This is a genomic window from Acinetobacter sp. CIP-A165 (assembly GCF_000367985.1).
Lineage (GTDB): Bacteria > Pseudomonadota > Gammaproteobacteria > Pseudomonadales > Moraxellaceae > Acinetobacter.
Genome location: NZ_KB849200.1, coordinates 565,111 through 591,862 on the forward strand (window position 1 = coordinate 565,111; position 26,752 = coordinate 591,862).

Here is a 26,752-nt window from a genome sequence, read left to right on the forward strand (position 1 = left end):
CATCATCCAAACAGAGACCTCTTTTTAAAACTAATGTTTAAGTAGTTCTGGGTTAATACCTTTAGTGTCTAACAGTTCTTTTAAGCGGTTGATTTCTAACTCAGCTAAAACAACTTGCTTTTTATGTTTTTCATACATCTCTCTATAGTAATTATTCGATTCTTTTAGTTTTTTTAACTGATTATTTGTATTTTCAAAAGAAAGCTTTATATCTTGGTATTGATTAAACCAATAGATAACTTCATTTTGTGTTAGAACTAGTTTTTCACCCAACGAAATTTCATTAACCACCATATGGTTTTTACTTTCTTCATCCTTGAGTTTTCTTTTTTCTTTGATTTCTTTTAGTTTCTGGATAGGCCAATCACGGTTTGTAATTGTATTTCGATGAATACCTGTCATTTTTGATAATTGTGCAATAGTGGCCTTGAGCTTTGGATCTTGCTCGATTTCTAATAGTGCTTTGTTAATACTTAACGTATTCATTTCATAGTTTTCACTATTTTTTTGATCATAAGCTTGATTATTCATAGTTCAACCATTTCACCAAGACTATTTAAAACCATTACAGCTTCGTCAATTGCTGCCTGAATTTGCTCCCTATTATGAGCATATTCTGGTTTATTAAGATTTGCTTTATTTAAGATGTAGACTTCACGCCATTTCGGAGCATGTTTACTGGTGACAATAGCTTGTGAACATCTAGCCGGATTACATCTTAGGCTGCCGATGCAAGGTAAAGTCGTATCGTATTCTTCATTTCTATTACCATAACAAATGCCTTGTCCAACATACACAATAGCCATTCCTTGGTCAGCCATTGCTTCATACACTTCTTCTTCGGTGTAGCCTTCAGCCATATAGCCTTGAAACAACTTTATCAGATTAGTTTTATGCTCAACAGCTCTACCACCATAATATGTACCATTTGGATTGTGAACAGTTTTAACAGCTTCTAATTCAGCAGAGCGTCGCAAGGATTTATTACCTGTTCGGCTTCCATCCTTTGAGAGCATTTCACCAATCTCTCCATAGCCTAACGTAACTGAAGAAGTTGCTCCAAGTGAGGTAAATTTACTCACACTGTCTACGAAGTGCTTTAATTGAAAAGATATTAAAGGTAAACCGACTTCTGCTCTAAATAATTGATAGGTCAGAGTGTGGCGTAGCATATATGGATAAAATTTAATTTGATTAGCTACAGTAGCATCCAAAATTTTCACAATAAAATTATTCATCTGATGGGTAATGCCAGTACTGCCCATCGGTATAGGTGAATTACTAGAGCTCACTGTGTCCATATTTGAGATAAGATAAGGTGATGATTTAATTTTTGCTATATATGATGCTGCTAATATTGCATCTCTAACAATAGGTATAGCTACCCATTTGTCATCAAACAAACCTGTATTAATCTCTTGTTGATGCTTTTTTACAGTACTTTTAATTAGCCAGACTTCATGCTCCTCTACTAAACATGAGCAATCTTGTACTTTTACTTCTGCTAATTCAGATGGCCTCATACCTGTATATTGAGCCACCAAGTACACGCATGAATATGAGACTAGATTGAAGTATTCACGGAGTTTATCTAATTGGTAGTTGCGACTAGTTAGGGCTTTCCTCAGTGTTAATCCACATGCTAGGCCATTTTTATTTAACATCCAATCATAGGGCTCGATTATGCTTAAAACGGAACTTGATGAGTACCCTTTATTTCTCAATCGAAGTGCAATATAGGCATTCAAAATTTCATGATTAACTCGTACTTGATTTGCCCAAGAAGAATATTTACTAGAGTATAAAGCTTCTAAAGAATTGATATCCAAGATCTTTGATTTTTGACCTGTCGCATTCAAAAAGTCCACTACGATTAAAGATGCTATTTTGGATAAATTTTCAAATACATTATCGGGTAAAACTTTTTCCTTATTCTTTTTTTCAGTACTTGGAAGTTTCCTCCAATTTAAACTATTTAGTTCAACATAAGCTAGAGGCTTATCAAATACATATTTAACAGCACTAGGGCTACGTAAGTATTCAAAAAATTGATCTAATTCTCTACCTTTTACATATTCGTATTTTTTGGCAGCTTCATGGTAATGCTCGGTATTTACCTCGGAGAGTGTTTTAATCTGTGTTTGAACAAACTCATAACCTAGCTCTTGACTTATTTGTATGAATATTTGATTAATAAATGTTAACCCTTTCTCAAAAATAGGAATCAAAGAATTAACTTTTAGAGTCCCTTTTTTATTATTTTTCCTGCTGTTAAGTTTAGGTCGGAAAATAAGATTGTTAAGTAAAGCAAGTTCTAAGATGATTTTTAGTTCTGTTAGTACAAACTTTGGAATATTTTTGTATTTTAAAAAATTAATGCGCAGTTTTGCGCCTTTTACATTTTGTGCTGCATTAGGATAATCAGAATTAAAATCCCAAACATTATCGGAAAATTTAGATATTTTTGAGACAGATCTTTCCATAAGAGCGTTTATGTATGTAGTGGACTCTATAGATTCTTGTGGATGAAGATCACTATCTAAATTCTTAGCAGTGTTTAGCTCATTCATTATATAGCGGCGATGATTAACAAAACCCGTCAATATACTTATTTTCGCTTCCTTATCCATTACACTACTCCATCAATTGTTATTGTAGATCCAAGATAGTTGGATCTATTTTTTCCAATTTCTAGTTCTTCCTTTGAAAAATCTGAAGTTTCAGGATCTGTAATATAACTTAGGAGTTCTAGGTTTTCTTTGATAATTTTTCCGTAAGGAGTATCCATCACTCGTGAATTTTCTAAAATAGCTAGGTAATCACGCTTCATTGCAAATAGCTCAGGAAGATAATTTGCTGTAATAATGACGTTGTCACAACTTAAGCATTTGTTATATTGCGAGCAGGGCGTTCCAGGAGTATAAGAAGCCATTTTTTTTACAAAGTCAGGTGGATCAAAAATATTTCTGCATGCAGCCAGATTGGTTTTAAATGTTACTCCCAACTCTTCCTCATTTTTGATTTCTATTGTTTTAATTTTTTCTTCGGAGCGACTATTTAAAGTTGATTGATGAATTTCCATCAATTTCTCATTAAGCCTCTTTCTGCTAATGGAATTAAAATCTAAAGAGTCGATATAGCCAATAGTTGTATGCAAGGATGAGTGACCAAGCATCAATTGAATCTCATTTATAGGTACATCAGCTTCAAGCATTTCACTTACGAAACTTGGTCTAAACCGACTTATTGTAAGGATTATAGGTTGGCCATGGTCATTTTTTAATTGATATTTATCAATAAATCTAGCAATACTATGACCTAATGGACTCGCATTTTTTTCGTTAGTTCCAAGTAAAGAACTGATTTGTCCGTGTTTTTTAGTACTATTTGATTGATAAATGAAGAGCCTATCCTTAATCATGCTATCCTCGATATTTTCACGGATGCAACTAGTCATTTGAATTACCTGTTTGAAAATTTCTTTTACAGAGCTAGATTGGCTTTCTGTGAGCCAAGTTATCTTCGCCTTGATAAGATCAAGGTGATACTCTTTATACCCATCGGATCTCTCTTTCCAATATCTTAGGCATGGTCTAGATGTGGCTGGATGGCGAGTTTCAAAATCCTTTATGTCTAGGGATAGTATGGAATCAGTATTTAGACCTGTAACTTGAGCGAGTCTTAGAATATAAGGCACTAATAAATCTATTCCGATCATCGGTGTGACTCCCCATTCTTCATAGACCTCCTTCAGACCTTTTTTCGAATCATTAATAATACTGAGAAATGCCTTTTCAATATGGGTTTTAGCTGTATTGTGATGAACAGGTTTACAATCCAAAAAATTTTCAAACAACCAACGAGCATTATCTAGGTTTGATAGACCTTTTATTCTATTTCCATGTTGATCCAGAGGATTTATTCCGATACCTGTTTTTTTATAGGGTTCTAAACTTAATTGAGTTTCAGAAATCGCTTTTTCGATAGCCTCCAATATTTGAATTCGTTCATTCTTACTAAAGGGTTTTTTTGTGTCCGTTTGCCTATGGACATCGAATCCCTGTACATCAAAAAAACTGTATTCTAAATTCTTTACTTTAGTCAGTCTATTCAATGTCACACGTACTGAACTTAAAATAGTATTTGCATGATGGCTTGATATATTGTTTTGTATTATTTTGTCCTCAATATAACTTCTATATTTGGATAATAGATACTCATCAAAAGTGTCAATAATTCGTAAAGGGCTAGATCCGTATAATTCAGATAGAAATTCTACAAATAGGCCGCATGCATTTGTGTAGTTACTTCGTCCTGAATTAGAAGGTAGGGTTTTCATCTGTGAGGCAAAAAGTTGTTCAATCTGAATAAAAGGCTCTAACTCAGAAGGTTCGATGAAGTCGAGTACACTATTGAGTTTGAGAGTAGCTAATCTGTTGAAACGCTCCTTCATAGTTTCACGAGGTATATCTAGAAGTTTCTTCCTTTCATGATTTCGTTCAGAAACACTTTTATAATTCGTATTTAATAAACCAAGTTTTTCGAGATCTTTGTGAATGAAATCCCAAGCATCTATGACAATATCAAAACGTAAATCACTTTTAGTAATTGGAGATTGCTTTGTATGCATTTTCCCAAGTGAAATTTTGTTACCAAAAATTGGTAACTGGCTTTTTTCTTTCAAGTTTAGCTTTCTGTACCAATTTAGCAGTTTCCTCCTGCTTTCAACGGCTCCAGCTCCTGAGTTGCCTTTTGGATATACTAAAATTCCTTTTTCAATCATTTTTTGAGTTAATGGATAAGCTAACTCTCTATAATTGTTAGCTGAGCTCTTCGAAATGCCTAGAACGGTTTGAATATGTTCGATTGCTACGTTAAAACCCAAATCTGTATTGGCTTTTGTAACTGGTATATCCCACATGGCGTCTATATCATCAGATATGGTTGATACCCATTGGCTGATAACGGACTTAGCATCTTTAATTGCTCTCTTACGACTTTTAATTGTTTTGAAGTCTGCCGAGATAATTCCTAAGTTATGAAGGTCTTCATGAATGTAATCAATTACTTCTGCGATCCATTCATATTGAGTTGATAAAGATGCCCAAGAACGTTGTTCACTACCTATTGATTTAAAACAAATATTACTCGGATATAAAGCTAAGCGGGGGAGGTTTTTTTTATCATCGAAGCTCAGATTACTATACCAATCGAGTATTCTCTGGCGAATCAAATTCTCTCTGCTTGATGCTTCTTCTACAATAATTTGCATTTCAGCCATCTTTTCTATTAATGGCATTGTAAGGTGTTTTCTATGTCGAGCCTCGCTCAGAGTAATAGGTAGCTCTTTTGATAAAAAATCAGACAGAATATTAACCCCCCAAGGGCTCTTAAAATCATTACTAAGTGGTAACTTTAATAGATGATTTGGGGACTGTAATAGGTTGTCTACCCATATTTTTACTAGGTGATCAGTGGCTTTCCCATTATTTTTCACTTTATATCCTTAATACAGATCTTTAACTGAGTTTTTTCACTTAAACGTTTCATCTTTTCAGCTCTAGTTAAGAGATCACCTTTTTCATCACACATGGAGTTATAGATATCTTGAGGAATACTGGTATATATTTGAGTGGTATTCAGGTGATTATGACCTAAGTTTTTTTGTAAAATCACAAGTCGATCTAAATAGTCACTCCCCAAGTCATTTGATTGTAAAATTGCATAAGCATTACCATGTCTGAGCTTATGTGGGGATATTTGTCTATCAAGACGACCTTGCTTAATAGCACGCTTGCTTAGTCGTTCTAGTAATTTATTGATGGCAGATGGAGTGTAAGGAGTCCCTTGAGCATTTAAAAATGCAGGAGTCTCAGTAGGCGTAGCATATTTTCTTGCATATTTTTTATATAGTGGGGAAGCATGATATTTTTGAATACGCTCAATAGTTGCTGAGCTGATTAACGTCCAACGGTGTTTGATTTCATTTCCACGACCTTTACTACCTTGAACTTCAAGTGGTACGTAATTTAGACAGATTACTTTGTCTGATTCTCGAGATATAAATTTTTGAGAATTAAAATTTACAGCATCCTTAAAGTGTTTAAGCGTAACACGTGGAAGTTCTGACCGACGAAGGCCTGAGTCGTACAAAAATTGAAGTAAAACTCTTTCTCGTTCAGATGAAGTTGATTCAATTAATATGAAAAGATCATCTAGATTACAAGCAATTATACCTGTTCGTTTTGGTGCTTTTGATAGATAGCCTTTCTCGTAAGGATTATCTTGTCTAAGTGGCTTACGACCTTCTGTAGATGAGCATAAGAACTCTATAAAAGCCCGTATAGAGGCATCACGATTTCTAACAGTAGATGAGCTAATATTTTGATCGCGACTTAAAAAAGTCAAATATTCTTGTATTACGTATGAAGGAACAGTAATAAATACATCATCACTTTCATCATCATTATAATCTTGGCGGGTACGGATATATTGCAGGAAGTAAGTTAGATTTTTACCGTAAGTACTTGCGGACTTATATGAAATTTTTTCATGCTTGGAGTAATAGGATAAATACTCAGAAATGAGAGGAAGAACCTTAACGTTATCGTCGAATACAACGACTCCATTAACATTTATTGTTTTATCAATTTTTATGTTCTGAGCATGATGATTTAAACATGACTTAGATAAGTCTAGTTTTATATTTGAACAAACTCTAACATCCATAATGTACGCCAAATTACTGCATAGACTAAGTTATATAACATACTGTGCATAATTTAAACGTTAGTATAAACGTAAAAAAGTAAGAGGTTCTAAGCAGTTAAAACTTCGTACTGTGAATTATTGATTTGGGGGAATAAAAAGAAGACATCGGCACTACGTTGATAGAGCTGACATGACAGTTTGTTATCTTGTACAAAAAATTGGAACAGGGTATGACAAGGCGGGAGTGCAACTTTCCCAGCCTCGTTTGGATTCCATCCAGATACGATTAGACGGCGTGAATTTGGATTGGTTTTGATTTCATTCACCAGCCATTTGATTTGATCAAAACCATTTTGCTGATAGCTACCGTCATCATTTTGAGTCGCGCCAAAGTTGCGCCATTGGTGTCCATAAACAGGACCGAGTTCGCCTTCAGGACGACCAAAACGAGCAGTTTGTTCTGCGGTTGCCCATTCATCCCAAATTGAGACTTTGTGGTCTTTTAGATATTGCACATTGGTATCACCCTTCAGGAACCAAAGTAGTTCAATCACAATCGAACGAAAGTGGACTTTCTTGGTGGTTAATAAGGGGAAACCTTTGGAGAGGTCAAAGCGCATTTGATGACCAAATACTGAACGTGTCCCAGTTCCTGTGCGGTCTCCTTTGTCGCCGCCATTGTCGAGAATATGTTGTAAAAGGTCTAAGTATGTGCGCATCGTCATTCCTATCGCAGATTTTGCTCGGGCTAATCTTATCAGAATTTATGTGATAAATAATGGGGCAATTGAGCGTCACTAACTGTCGCAGTACAGACTTTGTTCTCTGTTTTAATTTAGCTGCTTGTTTTATATTAAGTTCTATAAATAGCGACATGGATAATCAACAAAATGAAACTTCAACCTGAGAATTTACCGAGTACTTTGCATCCATACTTAGAAAAAATTTCAGCAACTATGCTGCCGACTGTCACCATGCAGCTAACACCAAGTGATGATTTAACTTTATGGCAAAGTAAGATTGGTGGGCAGCCTTATTTACCGCTAGACATCACTTATCCTGTCGATTCGAATGGCAATCCATTAGTTTTATTGGCGCAGTTCAATTTTGCTGAAATTCCAAATTTACCTAATTTCCCAGACAAGGGGATTTTGCAGTTTTATATCGCTGCCGATGATTTATATGGGATGAATTTTGATGACCAACAGCAGCAATCAAGCTTTAAAGTTTTATATTTTGATCAGATTATTGAAGATGCAACACACTTAAAACAGGATTTTTCCGAGCTTGAATTTGATGAAGATGCTTATTTGCCTTTTACTGGACAGTATTCGATTGAATTTACTTTAACATCCCAGCCAATCAGTGCTCAAGATGATGGGTTTAATATTGGAATTGATGAAGATGAAGTTTATGAGTCATACAGTGAAACCTTTGCTTCAACAGGGCATCGATTAGGTGGCTATCCATTTTTTACGCAAAGTGATCCACGTGGCTATAAGGAAAATATTCAAGACTATATTTTGCTATTTCAATTGGATACGGATGATGCCGAAAACGATATTATGTGGGGGGATTCTGGTGTCGGCAATTTCTTTATTCACCCAGAAGATTTAAAGAAAAGAGATTTTTCTAAAGTCCTCTATAACTGGGACTGTTGCTAAATAAAAAAGCGGATGAGTGATCATCCGCTTTTTCTAGATATTGAATCTTATTCAGTTACAAAAGTTACTTTGCCATCGACTAAAGATTTAACTCGCGCCAAAGATTCAACACGATAGCCTTTTTCAATGAGTAAATCACGACCTACTTGGAATGATTTCTCAATCACGATACCAACACCGACCACTTCAGCATTGGCTTGATGGATCAAATCAATCAGACCAAGTGCAGCTTGACCATTTGCCAAGAAGTCATCAATCACCAGTGCTTTATCACTTGAGTTGATGTGCTTGTTTGAAATCGCAATAGTACTTTCAGTTTGTTTGGTAAATGAAAACACTTTAGAACGGTAAAGATCATCTTTAAGCGTTAATGATTGGTATTTACGAGCGAAAATCACAGGTACACCGAGTTCTAGTCCAGCCATGATTGCTGGTGCAATCCCTGATGCTTCGATGGTAATGATTTTGGTAATACCTGCGTCTTTAAAGCGAGCAGCAAACTCTTTACCAATCAACTGCATAAGAACAGGGTCGATTTGGTGATTTAAGAAAGCATCAACTTTTAAGACTTGATCAGATAGAACGATACCTTCATTTAAGATTTTCTGTTCTAAAGCGTACACGGGAGAATCCTCTAAAACGGATGCTTTTTCAAGCAAAGGCATATTTTAGAAAGCATCGAAAAAATTGCAAGCCAAAATTACAGAGTTTGGTGATATTTCACATAAGTTTGCGATATCTGGTTGCTTTAGCGATTAATTGGATTTACCTGAATAGCCCGTTAATAATAGCCCATAAGATGATTTGCCATCATTGTGCGCCATTTTTACTGGAAGATAGTCAAGTTGTGGTGCTAACCAAAATACGGTATTGCGTTCAGGCTTGTCGTGTTGCATCACGACTTTAATCGTATTAAAGGTACCGTAATTGGTCTTGATCGTTTCGGTTCCTTGTCTTACAAAGCGACGATCATCCAATGCTTTTGCATCGGCGATTTGGTATTTGGTTCTGAGGGTATTATTTTTCAAATCTTCACGGATTTGCAGCTCAGCATTGAGTTCATCTAATGCGCCTGCTTGCCATGCAAATGAGCGAGATTTGTCATCTTTTTTAGTGTTGATGACATTACTGTTCGGATTGAAGTTAATACTCATTGTATTGTTGTGGATTAAAATTTTGCTACTGCGACTAAATTTCTGAGAAATAATTTTATTGTCGACAAAACCAAACTGACTGGTTTCAGACGCTGAAGCAATACCACCCGCTTTCGCTGTAAATTGATAAGTCCAGTTGTTGCCTTGTTGAGACAAGGTACGAGTAGCTGAACCTAAGTTTTTATTGTTATAGCTAAATTGATAGCTTGCTTGGAAGGGGGTCATTGCCAAAGCATGGCTCGATAAGCTTGCACACAAGATTGCAGCGGAGCTTACGGTGGTGATACCAAGAACTTTCGATAATTTCTTTGTCATAATACGATGTCCTTTGAGTAAATACATTATGCATCACTCGCTTATCAGGAGGATTTATAATTATTATGCCTGTAGATTGTGAAGAAAAAATCAGGCTTTTTACTCAGCACTTGTTAATTTTCGTATAGATCATGGTGTTATATGTTTTATTGGCGGCAAGAACCTAGAGGTTACTTGCCTGATTGCGAGTGAATCTTATTTTTTCTTTAAGTTCTTTTGCAGGATAGGTGTCACTGTGGTGTCTTCTATATCCTCATCATCAAAGCGATCATCATCCGATGGATATAACATTGCAGCAAGATTGACATTGCCCCATACAATGAGTTCTGCTGGGCGAACCCGAGCACGATTGACGTGAACTTTACTGAGTGTTTCGATAATGCTTGGTTTTTTACCAAACCAGCGATTTAAATCAAGATATAGCAAATCATCTTTGACGGTCACAATTTCAAAATGCGCTAAAATCTTGCCTAGAGGATCTTCTTCTTTGAATTTTTGATAGTACCAAATGGCAATATAGAAGCCCCATTTTTGGAAGATATTTTTAAATTTTGCTTCGATGACTTGGGTATTACTAATTTGCTCAAACACCATTAATTGTACATGTTGATTCATTTCCATCTGAATCAGTTTTAAGTCTACAGAAAGTGTGGTGTGTAAACCTTTAACATCCAATGTAGTGTATAAACGTAGCCAACCATCATACAGATCTGCATGTAGGTCTTGCATGATCTCTACATTTTCTGTGACGTAACGCTCCATGGTTGCATTCACAAATACTTGTGAAAGTGGAAATTCTCTTTCTTCTTCGATGAATTCTTCGGCTTTTTGGTAAACTTTACGTAGACGTTTAACGACGGATGAGAGTAGCGTTTGCATAAAAGTTGTTCCAGAAAGTGAATGGTTTATTCGCCATCTTTTATTAACTAAAAAATAAAATTAAATTTGTAGCTTGCAGTGTAGCAAAATTAATTGCTACATTTTCATAAAATGAAGGTATGGAAACACTGCAACCATAAGTGGATCACATTTTTCTTAACTTTTGAATATTGGTTTGGTTTTTATACGGTGAGTGCCGTTGGGGATGCGACTTTTTGTCGCTTAAATACCATGTGGAATAAAATAAATTTTCGTACTGAGTTGTCTCATCATTGGTGGCAAGATCCAATTTTTGTTGGGGCTGTTGCTTTAGCGATGCTGTTACATGGTGGTGTACTGGTGACTCAGTTTGCGATGCCATCTCCATCGGATACTTCGACCAAAGAAATCGCGGTTTCGGTTCGCTTAAGTCAAGAAAAAGTCAAAGATGCAGATTTTTTAGCGCAAGCTGATCAAACCGGTTCAGGTGACTTTCACAAAGCACATCGTATGTCGAGTGATATGCCATCACCGATGCAAGCTGATGCAACAGCAGGTGAAAACGAACTGGAGAGCCTTGAAACTATACAACAAAAGCGAGAGCTAAAATTTGAAGAAAAAGTGCTCATGACCGTACTCAGTTGGCAGAAACAAGCAGAGCAAAGTGAGCGTAAAAAAGCTTTAGAAGAATTGCAAAGTCAGTTCCAAGCAAAAGCAGCGATGGTGGCAAGCTTAGAAGCGCAATATTTACAACGACAACAAAATTTCAGCCGTAAACAACGCATTAAAACCGTTGATGGTATTCAGGCCAAACAAGATGCATCAGCGGCATATTTGGATAAGTTCCGCCAAAAGGTAGAATTGTATGGCAATCGCTATTATCCAGATGCAGCGAAGCAACAGCGTTTAGCGGGTGAAGTTCGCTTAATGGTGATTTTAAATGCGCAGGGTGGTATTCGTGCCATTCGTTTAATTGAGAGTTCTGGACACTCGATTTTGGATGAAGCTGCGCGCGCTTCGGTTCGTCGTGGAGCGCCATTTGGTGCTTTTGATGCGGGTATGAAAGAGATTTCAGAATTACGTATCATTCGTACATGGCGTTTTGATCCCGTAGATGCCGAGTTTGAAGTGCATTAATTAAATGTGCTTTTGATAGGAATCCTAATGAAAAAAATTAATTAAAAAAAGTAGGTTGTGTCTTATAGATTCTTTATTTCGTTCCAAAACTTAAAAAAACAAAGAGTCACTTTTGATAGATGACCCTTGAATTGATAATAAAAACGATTATCATTTGCGTGATATTTTCTGTTCATTTCCTTTAGGGCGTAAATGCATCCTTCTTTAAAGTTTCGGGGGGAGGTGATGCATCTCTCCAAGTGCTCTATACCTTTAATAAGGACATATTTTCATGCATCAATATTCGGCGTTTAGCATTTTTAAAGCGCACCCACTTGCACTAGCAATGGCGACAGTGTTATTACCTTCACTGGCTTTTGCTGAATCAAATAATGAAAGTGCTCAGTTGCCAACAATTATAGTAAAAGCAGAGGGTGATAAAGCTTCTGCATCTTATACAGCTGAAACAGCATCGACAGCATTACCTTTGAATTTGAAGTTAAAAGAAATTCCTCAATCAGTATCTGTCATCACTCAGCAACGTATGCAAGATCAAGGCTTAACTACACTGGTTGATGTAGCTGAAAATGTTACAGGTCTGACTGTAAATCGTTATGAGACCAATCGTGGTGGGATATATTCTCGTGGCTTCGTTGTAGATAATTATATTATTGATGGTATTCCGACAACGTATAGCTTGCCTTGGTCTTCGGGTGAGATTTTCGCTAGTACAGCGGCTTATGATCATATTGATGTTGTCCGTGGTGCAACAGGTTTAACGACTGGTACGGGGAATCCATCAGCTGCAATTAATATGATACGTAAACGTGCAACGAGTAAAGTTCCTGCAGCCAATATTGAAGTGAGTGGTGGCAGTTGGAACAATTATAGTGTCATGGGCGATATTGCAAATAGTTTAAATGATTCTGGAACATTGCGTGGGCGAGCAGTTGCAAAATATGAGGAAGGGGATAGTTTTACTGATCTGTTAAGTAAAGAACGTTTAAGCTTATTACTTACAGGCGAAGCTGATTTAACAGATTCTACTTTGCTATCCGTCGGAGTAAGTTATCAAGAAGATGACCCGCGTGGACCAATGTGGGGCGGCTTACCTGTTTATTTTAGTGATGGCACACGTACAAACCTATCGAAAAAAACGACAACAAGTCAAGATTGGACGCGTTGGCAGGTTAAATATACAAATTGGTTTGCGGACCTTACGCAACAAATTAATGACAACTGGAATGTAAAGCTTTCTTATGCGCATGGTAAACGAGAAGCCGATTCTAAACTGTTTTATGTCTCAGGTTATCCGAATCGGCAAACAGGCTTGGGTTTATCTGGTTTTGCGGGTTCCTACGATGTAAATGTTGATCAAGACAATCTTGCATTGCAGATTGATGGTCGATTTGATTTATTTGGTCGAGATCATAAGGTCGTCACAGGCTATCAATATTCAAATCAAGATTTTACCGCACTTGGTCGCACGGGTACTATGACACAACCTATAGAAAGTATCTATCGTTGGAATACGTCTCTGGCTGAGCCAATATGGGGGGATTGGGCATCTTCAGAAAAATACACAGTAAAGCAAAATGCAGTTTTTGCTGCAGCACAATTATCTTTACTTGATCCACTTAAACTCATTGTGGGGGGACGTGTTACAGATTATGAGAAAAAGCTGACTTTAAAAAATAGCAGTATTAAGCACGATCATGAGTTTATTCCTTATGCTGGGTTAATTTATGATATCAATCCAAACTATTCAGCTTATGCCAGCTATACCAGTATCTTTCAACCACAAAGTCAAAAAGATTTTAGTGATAACTACCTTGATCCGATTAAAGGTAATAGTACTGAAATTGGTTTGAAATCATCATGGTTTGATCATCGATTAAATGGGACTGTGGCGATTTTTAATATTAAACAGGATAATTTGGCACAGGCTGCGGGGCAGATAGAGCGAAAGATAGGTGAAACAAAGGTTTTAGAAACATATTACCGTGCTGCAAAAGGTGCTGAAAGCAAAGGTTTTGAGCTTGAGCTTAGTGGTCAGATCACACCGAATTGGAATCTAACAGCAGGATATAGTCAGTATGAGGCTTCCGATGCAAAAGGAGACGATATCAACACTGAATTACCGCGTAAATTGATTCAAACCTATACCACTTACCAACTTCCAAATAAATGGGATGCGTTAAGTATTGGTGGTGGTATTAATTGGCAGAGTGATACTTATCTTGTTGCAAAGAATCTCCCTGCTGGTGCAGATCCTAAGATAGTGCAAGGCTCATATGCTTTAGTTAATTTAATGGCTAAATATAAAATCAATAAAGATTTCTCAGCCCAATTAAATATCAATAATGTATTTGATAAAGATTATTACGGTGTATTTCCAGCGTATGGGCAAATCACTCATGGCGCGCCACGTAATGCAACCTTAACGCTACGTTATCAGTTCTAAATATCGGATGAAATAAAAAACGGCTTAATGAAAGCCGTTTTTTATTGTGTATGTGGATAAGTTATTCATTATCCACAATCCATTTTATGCTGAGTATGAGCGTTCTACTTTGCAGATCTCAACACTAAAGCTTTGATACCATTTTTCCTTACCTAGATGCTGAGCAACTTGATGTTCTGCATCTTGTTGCCAGAGCTTTATATCTTCCAAGCAATTCCAGTATGAAAGCGCAATTTCAAAGCCATTTTCACTACATGCTTCAAACTTTACACAGTTAAATTCCGTTAAAGCTTTATTTCTTAGCTTTTGCGCCATTTCTGAATAAGTTGCATCAAGTTGTTTAATCGTGGCTTTAAAAATGACGATATACATAGATACTTTACTCAGATCTCATCGGCTTGGTATGGGTTTGCAACCCCGAGCTTTTTAAGAATCGCGATTTCCAAAGCTTCCATTTCTTCAGCATCTGTTTCATTGGTTTCGTGATCGTAGCCCAATAAATGTAAAACACCATGAACAAGTAGGTGAGTGAAATGTTGGTTCGGTGTTTTTTGTTGCTCAGTGGCTTCTTGTAAAACCACAGGAATACAAATAACCAAATCACCCAGAGGCTCTGCATCCAGTAGGTTAAGCATTTCTTCTGGGATATCACTTGGAAAAGACAGTACATTGGTCGGTTTGTCTTTTTCACGATATTGCAAATTCAGCTCATGGCTTTCAGCAACATCTACACAAGCAATGCCTATTTCGCAGTCAACCTCGAAACCAACATGACGTAATGCTGTTTCGAGCTGTTTTTTGATTTGACCACGTTTTAGGGGGAGTTCAGCCGTTTGAAAGTCTTGTTGAAGACTTAGATTGATTTTCAAAAATAGATCCTTAATTAATCGTCCTCACCCCCACTGTTATAAAGCAGGGGTGAGGTTTTTCTTAAATGTGTTGTGCATCTGCTGCGGAGTCATTCTCTGCAATCAGTGCTTCTTGTTTGGCTTTACGTTCGGCACGGGCTTCAGCGGATAAACGCTGTTGCTCACTGTCCCAGCCTTCGTAAGCTTCAACAATCTTTTGTACCAATTGATGACGAACTACATCACGAGAGTGGAAACGTGTGATATGGATTTCATGTACATTTTCTAGGACACGCAAAGCTTGTGCTAAACCAGATTGCTGACCACGTGGTAAATCGACTTGCGTGACATCACCCGTAATTACCGCACGAGAACCAAAGCCCAAACGAGTGAGGAACATCTTCATTTGTTCAGGCGTGGTGTTTTGCGCTTCATCTAAAATCACAAAAGAGTGATTTAAGGTACGACCACGCATATAAGCAAGCGGGGCAACCTCAATCACTTGACGCTCGATCAGTTTGGCAACTTTTTCGAAGCCAAGCATTTCATATAAAGCGTCATAAAGTGGGCGTAAATATGGATCAATTTTTTGGGTTAAATCACCAGGTAAGAAACCAAGTTTCTCACCTGCTTCGACAGCAGGACGAACCAATAAGATACGTTGGATTTCATTACGCTCAAGCATATCGACGGCAGCAGCAACAGCTAGGTAAGTTTTACCTGTACCTGCTGGACCAATACCGAACGAAATATCACTTTGTAGGATACGTTGCACATAGCGTTTTTGGTTTGTGCCGCGAGGATTAATTCGGCCTTTACGGGTCTGGAAATAGACATCTAAGGGGGTCTCCTCTTGATCTATTCCTTCACCGACTAATTCGAAGTTTCGGTCGGTTTGGGAGGATTGGATCATAAGATGGAGTAAATCAGCACTGACTTGTTGTGATGTTTCAGACTCCGCATAGAGCCGTTGCAATAATGCTTCGGCTCTTTCGACCGTTTCAATCTCACCGTCGAGGTAGAAAGCATCGCCTCGGTGAGTAATTTTGACATCTAAACGTTGTTCGATTTGTTTTAAATGCCCGTTATACGCACCGAGCATGCTTTTTAAGCGTTCCATTGAAATCTCAGGGAACGTTACTGTACGTCGAATCGCTGCAGTCAAGAGAAACCCTCTTATTGACTTATGAGAATACCTCTACATTACGCCACGTCAGGTTCAAGATTCAAGAGTTCACCATAAACTAAATTTAAAGTTTTAATTTCAGTAATCTCAATTTCTGCGAAACGTCCAACCCAAGTTGCATCACCGATAAAGGCAACTAAACGAGTATTGTCAGCTGTTCCCATTAATACATTCGGATCTTTATCAGATACTTTTTCAATCAGCACACGTTCGATTTTACCCAGCATGGCATCGGTTTTATCTATGCTCGATTTTTTAATCACTTGCTGCACTTGTGCTAAACGATCTTTTTTCACTTGATCTGGGGTGTCATCAGCAAGGTCAGAAGCAGGTGTGCCCGGACGTTTTGAATACACAAAACTATAAGAGTGGTCAAAATCTAAGTCTTTAATAAACTGTAAGGTTTCAGCAAAGTGCGCATCAGTTTCACCTGGGAAACCAATAATAAAGTCACTGGATAAGTGCATATCTGGACGGACTTTACGTAGTTTGGCGATTTTATCAATATACACATCAATGGTGTGATTACGTTTCATTGCTTGGAGTACATCATTTGAACCGCTTTGTACAGGTAAATGCAAATGCGACACCATTTGTGGTAAGTCACGGTAGCATTGAATCAGTTCATCAGAAAATTCAAGTGGGTGAGAGGTGGTATAACGCAAACGTCCAATTCCAGGGATTTCAGCCACTAGGCGAAGTAGTTCTGGGAACGTACAGATATCACCCTCAAATGTTTCACCACGATAACCATTGACGTTTTGACCAAGCAAGCTGATCTCACGTACACCTTTTTCTGCGAGTCCTGCAATTTCCGCCAAGACATCATCCAGTGGGCGAGAAACTTCTTCACCACGAGTATAAGGAACGACACAAAATGAACAGTATTTAGAACAACCTTCCATGATCGACACGAAAGCTTTAAAGCCTTCCACGCGTGGTTCTGGTAGAAAGTCGAACTTTTCAATATCTGGGAAAGAAATATCAACCAGTTTAATTTTATCTTTTTTCGGTTTTTCGATTTGGGCCTGATGCTGATCAAGCATTTGCGGTAACCGATGTAGGGTCTGTGGACCAAAGACCATATCGACATAAGGTGCGCGTTTCTGAATGTTGTCGCCTTCTTGCGATGCAACACAGCCACCAACACCAATCACGAGATCTGGATTCTGTTCTTTGAGTTTGCGCCAACGTCCCAATCCGCTAAAAACCTTTTCTTGAGCTTTTTCACGAATAGAACAAGTGTTCATCAGTAAAATGTCAGCTTCTTTGGGATCAGTGGTCAGTACATAACCGTGTGAATCGCCGAGTAAATCTGCCATACGGTGACTGTCATACTCATTCATCTGACACCCTTGCGTTTCAATATAAAGTTTTTTAATTGAAACATCAGTGGTGTGCATTGGCTGGGTAACAGTGTTTTCTGAGGCAGCTTTTAAAGCACTTGGAATGAATGTTTGAACCGTCATGCAGGCTCCTGAACAAGGTGAGTTTGAACAAAGCGCGGATTATAGCAGTATTTTTGTATGTGCGGAGAGAATAAAAAACTGACAAAAAAAGACAGTTTGTGATGAAAATTGTATAAGCGTTAATGAATATGAATCAGTAAGTTACATAACACAACAATAGAGGAAAGCTAGACTTATTACACTATCACCGTTGGGTGAATTGGGCATATTGATTGATGACGATGAAAAAGCAAGGTGATTTTATAACGATGGAAAGTAATAAAGTGAACAACAAGAACAACTTCCGCCGTTTTATCGCAATGGGTGGCTTGCTAGCGTGTTCATCCGTCTATGCTTTAGATGCACAGTTTAATGATGCTTTACGTGCCGCCAATGCCAGTAACATTGCGATGCTCGATCAATTTCAAGAGCAAATGCAAAATGATGTATTGGGCTATTATCCAGAATACTGGAAATTAAATACCAATCTTGGTTTTCAGCCTGCATCTGCCATTATTAGTTTTGCCCAACGCTATCCGCAATCTGCGATGGCAGAAAAGTTGGCAGCAGATTATGTTGAGGAAAAAGTTAAACTTGCGAGTTTTGCTGAAGCTAAACCCGTATTAAGTTATGTGACCAATCCTGACCAAGCAGAAAGCTGTGCCATCGCGCAAGTCAGAGCGAGAACTGGAGACAGTTTAGTTTTTGCTGAATATAAAGACATTTGGTTGACCACAAATTCTCAACCTGAATCATGCAATGGTTTAGGTCGAATGATGCTTTCTAGTCCATTAATGACCGCACAAGATCGTCAGCAAAGATTGTGGGGACAGTTACGTGCAGGGCAGTCAGGGCCAGCTATCGCAACTGCACAAGCACTTGGATTGAGTTTATCTTTAGCACAGTTCAATCAGATTCAAGCCAATCCATTAGAGTATTTATGGAGTGCGACCAAAAGCAATGATGCTGATTATGCTTATCTCATTTTCGCTATCGGGCGGCTTGCGGATAATGACCTAACCAATGCATTGGCCAATCTTCCACGTGCTGTTCAAGACACGCCACCTGCAGTACAACAGTATTTGTATCGTACAGTGGGCTATGTCGGCGGTACTACGGTCATGAAAAATGGTTTTAATCGTAGCGTGCTGAATGCTTTCGATCAAAGTTATGGTTATCCATTTAGTCCTGAAGAAGCGGAAATTTATGCGCGTCAGTCGATTCGATTTGGTTCATGGGAAAGTCTGATTCGTGCGATTGATGCGATGTCGGTAACCCAGAAGCAAGAAGATCGTTGGCAATATTGGCTGGCTCGAGCGTCTGAGCAACGTTCAGATGCAGCATCTAAACAAGCAGCCCAGCAGATTTATCGTAGACTGGCTCAAGCTGGTGATGACTATCATAATTTACTTGCCAAAGATCGTTTAGGCGAACGGTATAATCATAAGCCATACGATGAACAACCAAGTTCACAAGATATTCAAAGACTCAACCAAAATATTCATTTTAAGCGGGCATTTACATTAAGAGATGTCAATGCACCTGCAACATATACCAATAGAGAATGGAATTGGGCTGTTCGACAAGCCTATTTGCAACAAGATGATGGCCTATTATTGGCAGCGGCAAAACGCGCACATGATATGGGTTGGTATGATCGAGCGATTTATGCGGCTGATCGAACCACATCGAAACATAATGATACCTATCGTTATACTACCCCGCATCGTAGTAATGTGAGCAGTCATAGCTACAATGCTGGCGTTGATCCTGCTTGGGCTTATGGTCTGATGCGTCAAGAAAGTCGTTTTGTCACTTCAGCTCGCTCGCATGTTGGCGCAGGTGGCTTAATGCAAATCATGCCAAATACAGCGAAGTTAATTGCGCGTCAAATGGGTGAAACCTATAACCCAGCAGCATTAAGTGAAATGAATACCAACATTCGTTACGGCACCTATTATCTTTCTATGATTCAAGGGCAACTGAGTGGGAATGCAGTGCTGGCAACAGCAGGTTATAACGCAGGTCCGAATCGTGCGCGACGTTGGCAACCCGATGGTCAAACCATTGCTGCGGATCAATACACAGAAAGCATTCCATTATTGGAGACACGTGACTACGTTAAACATGTCATGACCAATGCAACACATTATGGTGTGGTGCTCGGACAGGGTCCTCAATCCCTAGAAAAAAGGATGGGGGCGATTCCTGTACGCAATACCCCTTAAAAATACAATTGGATGTTTAATTTGAAATCATGAAGTTTTGGCATTTGATGAAATCGATAGATTTACTTGAAAGGCGGTTGACAAGATTGGGGCGGGCATTGCTCTGTTGCATCATCTTGTCATTTGGCACGCCATTATATGCAGCAGATCGCCCGAATATTGCTGGCTATATCTTGCATGTGCAAATGACGCCTGCTGTTTGTGCCTTAGATTCTTCAAAACAAAAACAACGTAAATGTCTAGAGGGATATTCGCTTACAATTTCAAGTCTACTTCCAGAAGTTCCTGTAAACCGTAATTGTGAAACGAAATCATCTGCTCAGCTTTCACCGCTGCAAGCAACCGTGGTTGCACGTGTGATGCCAAACGAAAATGAACGTGTACAGCTTTGGCAGAGTGTAGGGGGCTGCGTTCCGATGAATGCCAGTCAATATTTTAGGACGATTATTAACTTTGCAGAGCGCTTAAAAGTTCCAGCAGATCTAACCAGTCCAAATACAATTGCGGTTCAGAAAGAAAGTCTTAGACAGCAATTCACCAAATTAAATCCATCCTTACCAGCGAATGGTATTCGCTTTAGCTGTCAATCCTCAAAATCAGATTCGATTTTAACGGAAATACGCGTCTGTTATCAGAAAAATGGGCAATATAAACAATGTGCTAGCCATGTTGTGACAGGATGCCCAAATGAATTTACGATTAAAGGCAGTTATTAACTTTTTGACTGGCTTGATTTGTATTTTCTATCAGACTTTTGTTGAAATCATTCTCTTTTACATGCATAAGATGCTGCTTTAGAGTACAATCTTTGCCGTTTATGATAATTCGATTGAGTCACAACTGAACTTAATCGTGCTAACGCACCTCATTGGAGAATATCACATGAAGCAACCCGTTCGTGTTGCCGTTACAGGCGCTGCAGGTCAAATTGGTTATAGCTTATTATTCCGTATTGCAAGCGGTGAAATGCTAGGTAAAGATCAACCTGTAATTTTACAATTGCTTGAAGTTCCTTTTGAGAAAGCTCAACAAGCGCTTAAAGGCGTGATGATGGAACTTGATGACTGTGCTTTCCCATTATTGGCGGGCATGATCGGGACTGATGATCCTAAAGTTGCATTTAAAGATGCTGACTATGCTTTGTTGGTCGGTTCTCGTCCACGCGGTCCTGGTATGGAACGTGCTGACTTGTTGAAAGTCAACGGTGAAATCTTCATTGGTCAAGGTCAAGCATTAAACGAAGTTGCGAGCCGTGATGTTAAAGTATTGGTTGTAGGTAATCCTGCAAACACCAATGCTTATATCGCAATGAAATCTGCTCCAGATCTTCCAGCGAAAAACTTTACAGCAATGTTACGTCTTGATCACAACCGTGCTTTGACTCAAATTGCTCAAAAAGCGGGTGTTGCTGTTTCTGATATCGAAAAATTAACAGTTTGGGGTAACCACTCTCCAACGATGTATGCTGACTACCGTTTTGCAACTGCAAATGGCGAAAGCTTAAAAGACAAAATCAACGATGCAGAATGGAATAAAGATACATTCCTTCCGACAGTTGGTAAACGTGGTGCTGCGATCATCGAAGCACGTGGTTTGTCTTCAGCTGCTTCAGCTGCTAACGCTGCAATCGATCATATGCGTGACTGGGCGTTGGGTACAAACGGCAAATGGGTAACTATGGGTATCCCATCTGACGGTTCTTATGGTATTCCAGAAGGCGTAATGTACGGTGTGCCAGTAACTTGTGAAAATGGCGAATACACACGTGTTGAAGGTCTTGAAATTGATGAATTCAGCCGTGAGCGTATGAACATCACACTTCAAGAACTTGAAGATGAACGTGCGGCAATTGCTGACATGTTAAAATAATTTATCTATTTTTAGATAAGTTTGAGAACGCCTTCATTTGAAGGCGTTTTTTTATGCGTTAAAAATGATAAACACAAAAAGCAACAAGAAAATAAATGTCTTTTCTGCAACGACTTCTTGTTTGTTGTTAAATTGGATATAGAAGATTAAAGGAGAAGAAAAATGTTTGAGCAACAACCGACATTAGAATTATTGTTTGAACAGCTAGGACTTGGCGCCAATGAAGCCGCAATTGAACGTTTTGTCCAAACACATCAACTCAGTGCTGGACAAAGGCTGCATGAAGCTGAGTTTTGGAGTGCAGGACAAAGAGATTTCTTGAAAAGTCATATTGATAAAGATGATGAGTGGGCAATAGTCATTGATGAACTGAATCAACAACTACACCTTGATAGTACGCATTAAAAAATCAAAAAATAAAGCTCACATGATTAGTGAGCTTTATTTCGTATGAGAGCTTTAAACCAGTCTTCCTGACGGATTAACTTAAATGCTGAATGTTCTTGTAATAACGCTAAATCATAGTCGATACATGACACATATTTTTTCAACCAGTGTTGAGTTAAAGCATGTTCTTTTTTAGCGGTAGAGGCATAGGCCAAAAAGAAATAAATATCCACATGATGGTTATGTGCCAAAGGTTTTAAAATTTGCTGGGTAATTAAAGCAAAGCGCTGCTCTTTGGTCAGTTCAAAGTACATCATATATGCTTTGGCTAAATATAAAGACAAATTCAGATACAAGCTCAGGGGCATTTCATCATTTGCAATGCGTGCCTGTTCAAGCAGGACGATGGCTTCTTGTAAAAAATGCACTTGTTCCTGACGAATATGGCTCAGCATGACCAATTGCAAGCGCAAGTCAGCACGTTCTAAAGCCAGCTCTGGTGTGTCACTCGATAGATAGAGTTGATCTGTTTCACCAATACGAGCAATTACATCTTTGGTTTCATTCGTCATTCATTGATCCAAAATCGTCAGTTATGCTTAGATATATAAGGCTATTTGTCGCAATTTAAAGGTTGATATACCATAAACTTCACAACCTTACTTTATGTGTGTATTTAAGCGGGGCTATCCATTCCAAATCGAATTACTACTCCGTAGCCACGCTGTAATGGATAAGCGCTGTTGCTTTGACCGCAAGACTTCATGTAATAAATCACTTTGGAAGATGACAAGACGGTTTGATACAGGTTGGATGATGTGCCATTGATCATTTTTATCTTGGAGTCGTAACTGACCACCCCAATCTTCTTGCCAGCTTTCGTGTAAGTAAAAAACGGTTGAAATCATACGATCATTCTTTTGTTGAGGATTGTCGCGATGCAATGCGTAAAACTCACCTGCGTTATAACAAGCAAAATGAGCTTCGACTTCTTTAATCCCCAAATAGAATGCTTGATTCAATGCCTGCGATAAGTTTTCTAAAGTGTTGATATGCTTTTCAGCAATTGGGAGTTGATCATCAATCCACAAAATATGATCACTTCGAATATGGCTGACCACACCATTTTGTATACCTGCTGCTCGAAATGCTTCCAAATTTGAACTACATTCTTGAACCAGATCTCGCACATATTCATGTGGGTATACATCGTCCACCAAAGCAAATCCAGACGTATTTAAATCATCTAAAATTTGATCAATATTCCAAGATGTAGGAAGCGAGGTGAATTGCATACAGTTCCAGTTAACATTCATTTGATTACAGTACAATTTTAGATGATCACATCAACGTTAAAGAATAGCCTTTATTTTCATGATAAACTATCCTTTGAATTGAGGAATAATTGTCAACATGAATTACCGTCACCATTTCCATGCAGGTAACTTTGCCGATGTTATGAAGCATGTACTTTTGCTTCAACTGCTTACTCGTTTAAATGCTAAAGATAAACCATATCGGTATATCGACACCCATGGTGGGGCGGGTAAATATAATTTATCACTTGCACCATCACAAAAATCAGGTGAGTTCCTCACGGGAATTCATCGTTTAGTACAATTAAGTGAGATGGAAAAACGCCAAGCACCTGAGTCCATTCAGGAGTTTTTAAAACTGGTTGGCAAGATACGCGAGCAGGAAGGTAAGGGGAGTTACCCAGGTTCACCTTGGTTTGCTTTACAGGCAATGCGAGATATTGATAAAGCGACTGTATTTGAAATGCAGCGCGATGTATTTGCTGAGTTACGTCACAATATTCATGATAAACGCATGGGCTTACACGAGCGTGATGCTTATGAAGGCTTATTTGGAGTTATTCCGCCAAAAGAAAAACGCGGATTGGTGATGATCGACCCACCATACGAATTAGAGCGTAAAGACTTTCCGCAATTGGTTGAACTTTTACAAGTCGCGCATAGCAAGTGGCCAACAGGTGTATTTGCGGTTTGGTATCCAATTAAAGATCGTGCCATGATTGACCGTTTTGAAAAGAAAATGTTTAAAACAGGGATTCGTCGTCAATTGGTTTGCGAAATTTGTGTATGGCCTGATGACACGCCAGTGGGATTAAATGGTTGTGGTTTACTGGTGATTAATCCGCCATGGAAATTCTCAGAAGATGCAGATCAGGCTTTACAATGGTTATTTCCACATTTGCGTATGAGTGAAAATGGTGGTCATGCCGCAGTGCGTTGGTTGGTGGGTGAGTAACCCGCCAACGTCAAAATATTGTCGAGGAATTGAAAATAATGACAAATTCTCCTAAACCTGATTCTGATTCAAATAAAGATGGACGTTCTTTTGATCGCATTACATTTGAAGTGGAAGAAGAAGAGCATACGCACGAAGGGCAAAAAGTAAAACGCCGTGGTATTTATCTATGGCCAAACTTAATTACAACAGCGGCGCTTCTATCTGGTTTTTACTCAATCATTGCGAGTATGAATGGAAACTTTAATCAAGCGATCTATGCGATTTTCCTCGCTGCATTGCTTGATGGATTAGATGGACGAGTGGCGCGTGCGATTGGTGCACAGAGTGCCTTCGGTGAACAATATGATTCATTATCTGATCTGCTGGCTTTTGGGGTTGCACCTGCAATCTTAATGTATAGCTGGAGCTTACATGATTTGGGACGTATTGGTTTAGCGTGTTGCTTTATTTATACCGCATGTGCGGCATTCCGCTTGGCACGTTTCAATGTGCAAATTGGTGTGGTGGATAAACGTTACTTTATTGGTATCGCTAGCCCACTTGCTGCGGTCACTGTGATTTCACTGGTTTGGGTCGGACGCGATTATCCATTTATCTTTGATTTAAAAGATATTGTGATTCAAGTTATTAACTCTGTCGTTATGGTAGGAATAGGGTTGTTGATGATTTCAAATATCAAGTATTACTCATTTAAACAAATGGATCGTAAACGCGTACCATTTGTCGTGATGTTGCCTGTAGTCTTGATTTTTGCTGCGATCACGTACAACATTCCAGTAGGTATCTTGATTGTATGTATCCTATATGTGCTCTCAGGGTTTGTAACGACTTTATTTGCGAAAAAGAATGACTCAAAAATAACAACTTAAAATCGGGAGGTTCAGTATGCCAATGTTGATGAGTAACAATCAATTAAAGCAACTGAACCTCAATAAGTCAGATGCTTTAACTTTCTATCCGCCCAAAGGTTTATTTAAAATCGTTTATCAGGCGTTGATTCTGCCGAATCTGCCTGCACCTTTTCATTATCTGAATTTCATTAGTTTAATTGGTCAGCCACGTATTCCGATTTGCTATAACGCCAGTGCGATCACCACAACAGCGATTGATACGGCAACGGTATTAGTGAGCAGCAGTGTAGCAACAGTTGGACATCTCAAAAGTTATAGTGCCAAAGAGCAATGCCAATTTGAAATTGATCGCTATCAATTTCTTGATATTGACGATATCCAAGTCGAATCACCCAATTATTATTTTAAACGATTTGATGAAGAATTAAGTTGTCAGTTAAAAGTAAATACCTACACTGAAATCGAAAATCATTCAGCTTTGCAATGGGGTGTCGCTGACTATTGGTATGCAAGGTGCCAGTGTGAAGGTGAAATTACCTATAAAGAACAAAAATATCAAATAGAAGCACAAGGTATTCTGAAGCATGCCAGAGCAGTTTATTTGCCATTTATCGCCTTTCATTTTTTTACTTATCAAATTATTCAAATTCGTTCAGATCTTCAAATCATACTTTCTGAGTTAAGAAATCAATGGAATAACATCATTTTTTCAAGAATTGAAATCCAGCACAACCAACAACAGACCATACTTTATGATCAGCACGTTATTTTTGATGTAACACGGGTTTATCCTAAAATCCAAACACCAAATGGGCGTGATATGTATTTAGCTCGAGAGTTTATTTGGCAATGTCAGGAAAATAATCAAGTTACTTTTCACCTGAAAGCACAAAGTCGAGGCGATTATAAATTTGGTTTAGCCGCAGGTTATGTGGGAAGTTTTCACTATCAGTTAATTTGGAAAAATGAATCATACGAAGGCACGGGGTATTGTGAATATATCGATTGCCGCCCTTTGCATTGGCAAGAAAAGAGTAAAACTGAACAAATATTAGATCAAATTCCACATTTTCAGCCTTATTTGTGCAAAAAATAGACGCTCGTCACAATAAATTAAAAAAAGGGGTTGTGTGGTATTGGAAATGCTGTAGAATGCACATCCATCGGCGGTGATGCAGATAAAAACTTGTTGAGAAACAAGGATTTGGATTGAAAGGTTTGAATCTTGGGTTTGAGAATAAGTTTTAAAAATATCTAAATTGCCTGTTGACTTTTAAGAGATTAAGAGTAATATAGCCGACCTAGCTTGATGGTGACGAATCATCGAGAAGATCATTAAGAATTGAAGAAGAACAACTTGTGTGGATTTTTACTGGTTA

At 38.3% G+C, this 26,752-nt stretch carries 23 protein-coding genes and 1 pseudogene; 10 read left to right on the top strand and 14 right to left on the bottom strand.

What is annotated here, in order from left to right:
• Nucleotides 1-30: 30 nt before the first annotated feature.
• The 5 genes and pseudogenes from F991_RS02560 to thyA form a co-directional block, all read right to left on the bottom strand.
• Complete coding sequence (locus F991_RS02560; protein ID WP_004668606.1) at nucleotides 31-531, bottom strand: hypothetical protein; 501 nt, start codon at nucleotides 529-531, stop codon at nucleotides 31-33.
• Entirely contained in the window at nucleotides 528-2,630 is a 2,103-nt protein-coding gene (locus F991_RS02565; RefSeq protein ID WP_004668609.1) for a site-specific integrase, read from the bottom strand. Before F991_RS02565 ends, F991_RS02560 begins: the two co-directional genes overlap by 4 nt.
• On the bottom strand, nucleotides 2,630-5,497 hold the full coding sequence (locus tag F991_RS02570) for a site-specific integrase (RefSeq protein ID WP_004668610.1): 2,868 nt from the start codon (nucleotides 5,495-5,497) through the stop codon (nucleotides 2,630-2,632). The genes F991_RS02565 and F991_RS02570 overlap by 1 nt, the downstream gene beginning before the upstream one ends.
• Nucleotides 5,494-6,729 (bottom strand): tyrosine-type recombinase/integrase, encoded by a 1,236-nt coding sequence (locus F991_RS02575; RefSeq protein WP_004668611.1) that lies wholly within the window; start codon nucleotides 6,727-6,729, stop codon nucleotides 5,494-5,496. Before F991_RS02575 ends, F991_RS02570 begins: the two co-directional genes overlap by 4 nt.
• Nucleotides 6,730-6,824: 95 nt before the next feature.
• A pseudogene (gene thyA, locus F991_RS02580) lies at nucleotides 6,825-7,430 on the bottom strand (thymidylate synthase); the annotation flags it as partial.
• Nucleotides 7,431-7,601: 171 nt separating this feature from the next.
• On the opposite strand from thyA, the gene F991_RS02585 reads away from it, so the two are divergent.
• Complete coding sequence (locus F991_RS02585; protein WP_004668615.1) at nucleotides 7,602-8,375, top strand: YwqG family protein; 774 nt, start codon at nucleotides 7,602-7,604, stop codon at nucleotides 8,373-8,375.
• 47 nt (nucleotides 8,376-8,422) lie between these two features.
• Here the strand turns inward: F991_RS02585 and F991_RS02590 are convergent, their stop codons facing one another.
• The 3 genes from F991_RS02590 to F991_RS02600 all read right to left on the bottom strand — a co-directional run bounded on the left by F991_RS02590 (nucleotide 8,423) and on the right by F991_RS02600 (nucleotide 10,723).
• Nucleotides 8,423-8,998, bottom strand: coding sequence for a xanthine phosphoribosyltransferase (locus tag F991_RS02590; RefSeq protein WP_034594882.1), 576 nt, complete (start codon nucleotides 8,996-8,998; stop codon nucleotides 8,423-8,425).
• 132 nt (nucleotides 8,999-9,130) lie between these two features.
• Nucleotides 9,131-9,844, bottom strand: a complete 714-nt coding sequence (locus F991_RS02595; protein WP_034595365.1) for a DUF3108 domain-containing protein — start codon at nucleotides 9,842-9,844, stop codon at nucleotides 9,131-9,133.
• A 195-nt stretch (nucleotides 9,845-10,039) separates the two neighbouring features.
• A complete protein-coding gene (locus F991_RS02600) occupies nucleotides 10,040-10,723 on the bottom strand; it encodes a hypothetical protein (RefSeq protein ID WP_004668618.1) in 684 nt (227 codons plus the stop codon).
• A gap of 231 nt (nucleotides 10,724-10,954) precedes the next feature.
• On the opposite strand from F991_RS02600, the gene F991_RS02605 reads away from it, so the two are divergent.
• Complete coding sequence (locus F991_RS02605; RefSeq protein ID WP_034595366.1) at nucleotides 10,955-11,839, top strand: energy transducer TonB; 885 nt, start codon at nucleotides 10,955-10,957, stop codon at nucleotides 11,837-11,839.
• Nucleotides 11,840-12,110: 271 nt separating this feature from the next.
• Nucleotides 12,111-14,282 (top strand): TonB-dependent siderophore receptor, encoded by a 2,172-nt coding sequence (locus F991_RS02610; RefSeq protein WP_004668621.1) that lies wholly within the window; start codon nucleotides 12,111-12,113, stop codon nucleotides 14,280-14,282.
• 84 nt (nucleotides 14,283-14,366) lie between these two features.
• Here the strand turns inward: F991_RS02610 and F991_RS02615 are convergent, their stop codons facing one another.
• The 4 genes from F991_RS02615 to miaB all read right to left on the bottom strand — a co-directional run bounded on the left by F991_RS02615 (nucleotide 14,367) and on the right by miaB (nucleotide 17,785).
• A complete protein-coding gene (locus F991_RS02615) occupies nucleotides 14,367-14,654 on the bottom strand; it encodes an antibiotic biosynthesis monooxygenase family protein (protein WP_004668624.1) in 288 nt (95 codons plus the stop codon).
• A gap of 11 nt (nucleotides 14,655-14,665) precedes the next feature.
• On the bottom strand, nucleotides 14,666-15,151 hold the full coding sequence (ybeY, locus tag F991_RS02620) for an rRNA maturation RNase YbeY (RefSeq protein WP_004668625.1): 486 nt from the start codon (nucleotides 15,149-15,151) through the stop codon (nucleotides 14,666-14,668).
• Nucleotides 15,152-15,212: 61 nt separating this feature from the next.
• Nucleotides 15,213-16,295 (bottom strand): PhoH family protein, encoded by a 1,083-nt coding sequence (locus F991_RS02625; protein ID WP_004668628.1) that lies wholly within the window; start codon nucleotides 16,293-16,295, stop codon nucleotides 15,213-15,215.
• Between the two features lie 38 nt (nucleotides 16,296-16,333).
• Entirely contained in the window at nucleotides 16,334-17,785 is a 1,452-nt protein-coding gene (gene miaB, locus F991_RS02630) for a tRNA (N6-isopentenyl adenosine(37)-C2)-methylthiotransferase MiaB (RefSeq protein WP_004668629.1), read from the bottom strand.
• 248 nt (nucleotides 17,786-18,033) lie between these two features.
• On the opposite strand from miaB, the gene F991_RS02635 reads away from it, so the two are divergent.
• The 4 genes from F991_RS02635 (at nucleotide 18,034) to F991_RS02650 (ending at nucleotide 22,266) form a co-directional block, all read left to right on the top strand.
• Nucleotides 18,034-19,992: a lytic transglycosylase domain-containing protein gene (locus F991_RS02635; RefSeq protein WP_171063378.1), complete on the top strand. Its 1,959-nt coding sequence runs from the start codon at nucleotides 18,034-18,036 to the stop codon at nucleotides 19,990-19,992.
• A 47-nt stretch (nucleotides 19,993-20,039) separates the two neighbouring features.
• Entirely contained in the window at nucleotides 20,040-20,708 is a 669-nt protein-coding gene (locus tag F991_RS02640; protein ID WP_004668633.1) for a ribonuclease T2 family protein, read from the top strand.
• A 166-nt stretch (nucleotides 20,709-20,874) separates the two neighbouring features.
• Complete coding sequence (locus tag F991_RS02645) at nucleotides 20,875-21,861, top strand: malate dehydrogenase (RefSeq protein WP_004668635.1); 987 nt, start codon at nucleotides 20,875-20,877, stop codon at nucleotides 21,859-21,861.
• 162 nt (nucleotides 21,862-22,023) lie between these two features.
• Entirely contained in the window at nucleotides 22,024-22,266 is a 243-nt protein-coding gene (locus F991_RS02650) for a DUF2789 family protein (RefSeq protein WP_004668638.1), read from the top strand.
• Nucleotides 22,267-22,292: 26 nt separating this feature from the next.
• Here the strand turns inward: F991_RS02650 and F991_RS02655 are convergent, their stop codons facing one another.
• Together F991_RS02655 and F991_RS02660 are read right to left on the bottom strand one after the other, a co-directional pair.
• Nucleotides 22,293-22,820, bottom strand: a complete 528-nt coding sequence (locus F991_RS02655; protein ID WP_004668639.1) for a hypothetical protein — start codon at nucleotides 22,818-22,820, stop codon at nucleotides 22,293-22,295.
• Nucleotides 22,821-22,934: 114 nt separating this feature from the next.
• Nucleotides 22,935-23,543, bottom strand: coding sequence for a 2OG-Fe(II) oxygenase (locus tag F991_RS02660; protein WP_004668640.1), 609 nt, complete (start codon nucleotides 23,541-23,543; stop codon nucleotides 22,935-22,937).
• A gap of 118 nt (nucleotides 23,544-23,661) precedes the next feature.
• On the opposite strand from F991_RS02660, the gene F991_RS02665 reads away from it, so the two are divergent.
• From F991_RS02665 to F991_RS02675, 3 genes are read left to right on the top strand one after another with little or no spacing between them, the layout of a single operon-like run.
• A complete protein-coding gene (locus F991_RS02665; protein WP_004668641.1) occupies nucleotides 23,662-24,519 on the top strand; it encodes a 23S rRNA (adenine(2030)-N(6))-methyltransferase RlmJ in 858 nt (285 codons plus the stop codon).
• A gap of 38 nt (nucleotides 24,520-24,557) precedes the next feature.
• Complete coding sequence (pssA, locus tag F991_RS02670) at nucleotides 24,558-25,391, top strand: CDP-diacylglycerol--serine O-phosphatidyltransferase (RefSeq protein ID WP_004668642.1); 834 nt, start codon at nucleotides 24,558-24,560, stop codon at nucleotides 25,389-25,391.
• Between the two features lie 16 nt (nucleotides 25,392-25,407).
• Nucleotides 25,408-26,469, top strand: a complete 1,062-nt coding sequence (locus F991_RS02675; protein ID WP_004668643.1) for a DUF6670 family protein — start codon at nucleotides 25,408-25,410, stop codon at nucleotides 26,467-26,469.
• The last annotated feature ends 283 nt before the right edge of the window (nucleotides 26,470-26,752 follow it).

Excerpts from the sequence above, each read along its gene's own strand:
- F991_RS02560 (WP_004668606.1), bottom strand. The coding sequence starts at position 531 with ATGAATAATCAAGCTTATGATCAAAAAAATAGTGAAAACTATGAAATG.
- F991_RS02565 (WP_004668609.1), bottom strand. The coding sequence starts at position 2,630 with ATGGATAAGGAAGCGAAAATAAGTATATTGACGGGTTTTGTTAATCAT.
- F991_RS02575 (WP_004668611.1), bottom strand. The coding sequence starts at position 6,729 with ATGGATGTTAGAGTTTGTTCAAATATAAAACTAGACTTATCTAAGTCA.
- F991_RS02585 (WP_004668615.1), top strand. The coding sequence starts at position 7,602 with ATGAAACTTCAACCTGAGAATTTACCGAGTACTTTGCATCCATACTTA.
- F991_RS02595 (WP_034595365.1), bottom strand. The coding sequence starts at position 9,844 with ATGACAAAGAAATTATCGAAAGTTCTTGGTATCACCACCGTAAGCTCC.
- F991_RS02600 (WP_004668618.1), bottom strand. The coding sequence starts at position 10,723 with ATGCAAACGCTACTCTCATCCGTCGTTAAACGTCTACGTAAAGTTTAC.
- F991_RS02605 (WP_034595366.1), top strand. The coding sequence starts at position 10,955 with ATGTGGAATAAAATAAATTTTCGTACTGAGTTGTCTCATCATTGGTGG.
- F991_RS02610 (WP_004668621.1), top strand. The coding sequence starts at position 12,111 with ATGCATCAATATTCGGCGTTTAGCATTTTTAAAGCGCACCCACTTGCA.
- F991_RS02615 (WP_004668624.1), bottom strand. The coding sequence starts at position 14,654 with ATGTATATCGTCATTTTTAAAGCCACGATTAAACAACTTGATGCAACT.
- miaB (WP_004668629.1), bottom strand. The coding sequence starts at position 17,785 with ATGACGGTTCAAACATTCATTCCAAGTGCTTTAAAAGCTGCCTCAGAA.
- F991_RS02635 (WP_171063378.1), top strand. The coding sequence starts at position 18,034 with ATGGAAAGTAATAAAGTGAACAACAAGAACAACTTCCGCCGTTTTATC.
- F991_RS02640 (WP_004668633.1), top strand. The coding sequence starts at position 20,040 with ATGAAATCGATAGATTTACTTGAAAGGCGGTTGACAAGATTGGGGCGG.
- F991_RS02645 (WP_004668635.1), top strand. The coding sequence starts at position 20,875 with ATGAAGCAACCCGTTCGTGTTGCCGTTACAGGCGCTGCAGGTCAAATT.
- F991_RS02650 (WP_004668638.1), top strand. The coding sequence starts at position 22,024 with ATGTTTGAGCAACAACCGACATTAGAATTATTGTTTGAACAGCTAGGA.
- F991_RS02655 (WP_004668639.1), bottom strand. The coding sequence starts at position 22,820 with ATGACGAATGAAACCAAAGATGTAATTGCTCGTATTGGTGAAACAGAT.
- F991_RS02660 (WP_004668640.1), bottom strand. The coding sequence starts at position 23,543 with ATGCAATTCACCTCGCTTCCTACATCTTGGAATATTGATCAAATTTTA.
- F991_RS02665 (WP_004668641.1), top strand. The coding sequence starts at position 23,662 with ATGAATTACCGTCACCATTTCCATGCAGGTAACTTTGCCGATGTTATG.
- pssA (WP_004668642.1), top strand. The coding sequence starts at position 24,558 with ATGACAAATTCTCCTAAACCTGATTCTGATTCAAATAAAGATGGACGT.
- F991_RS02675 (WP_004668643.1), top strand. The coding sequence starts at position 25,408 with ATGCCAATGTTGATGAGTAACAATCAATTAAAGCAACTGAACCTCAAT.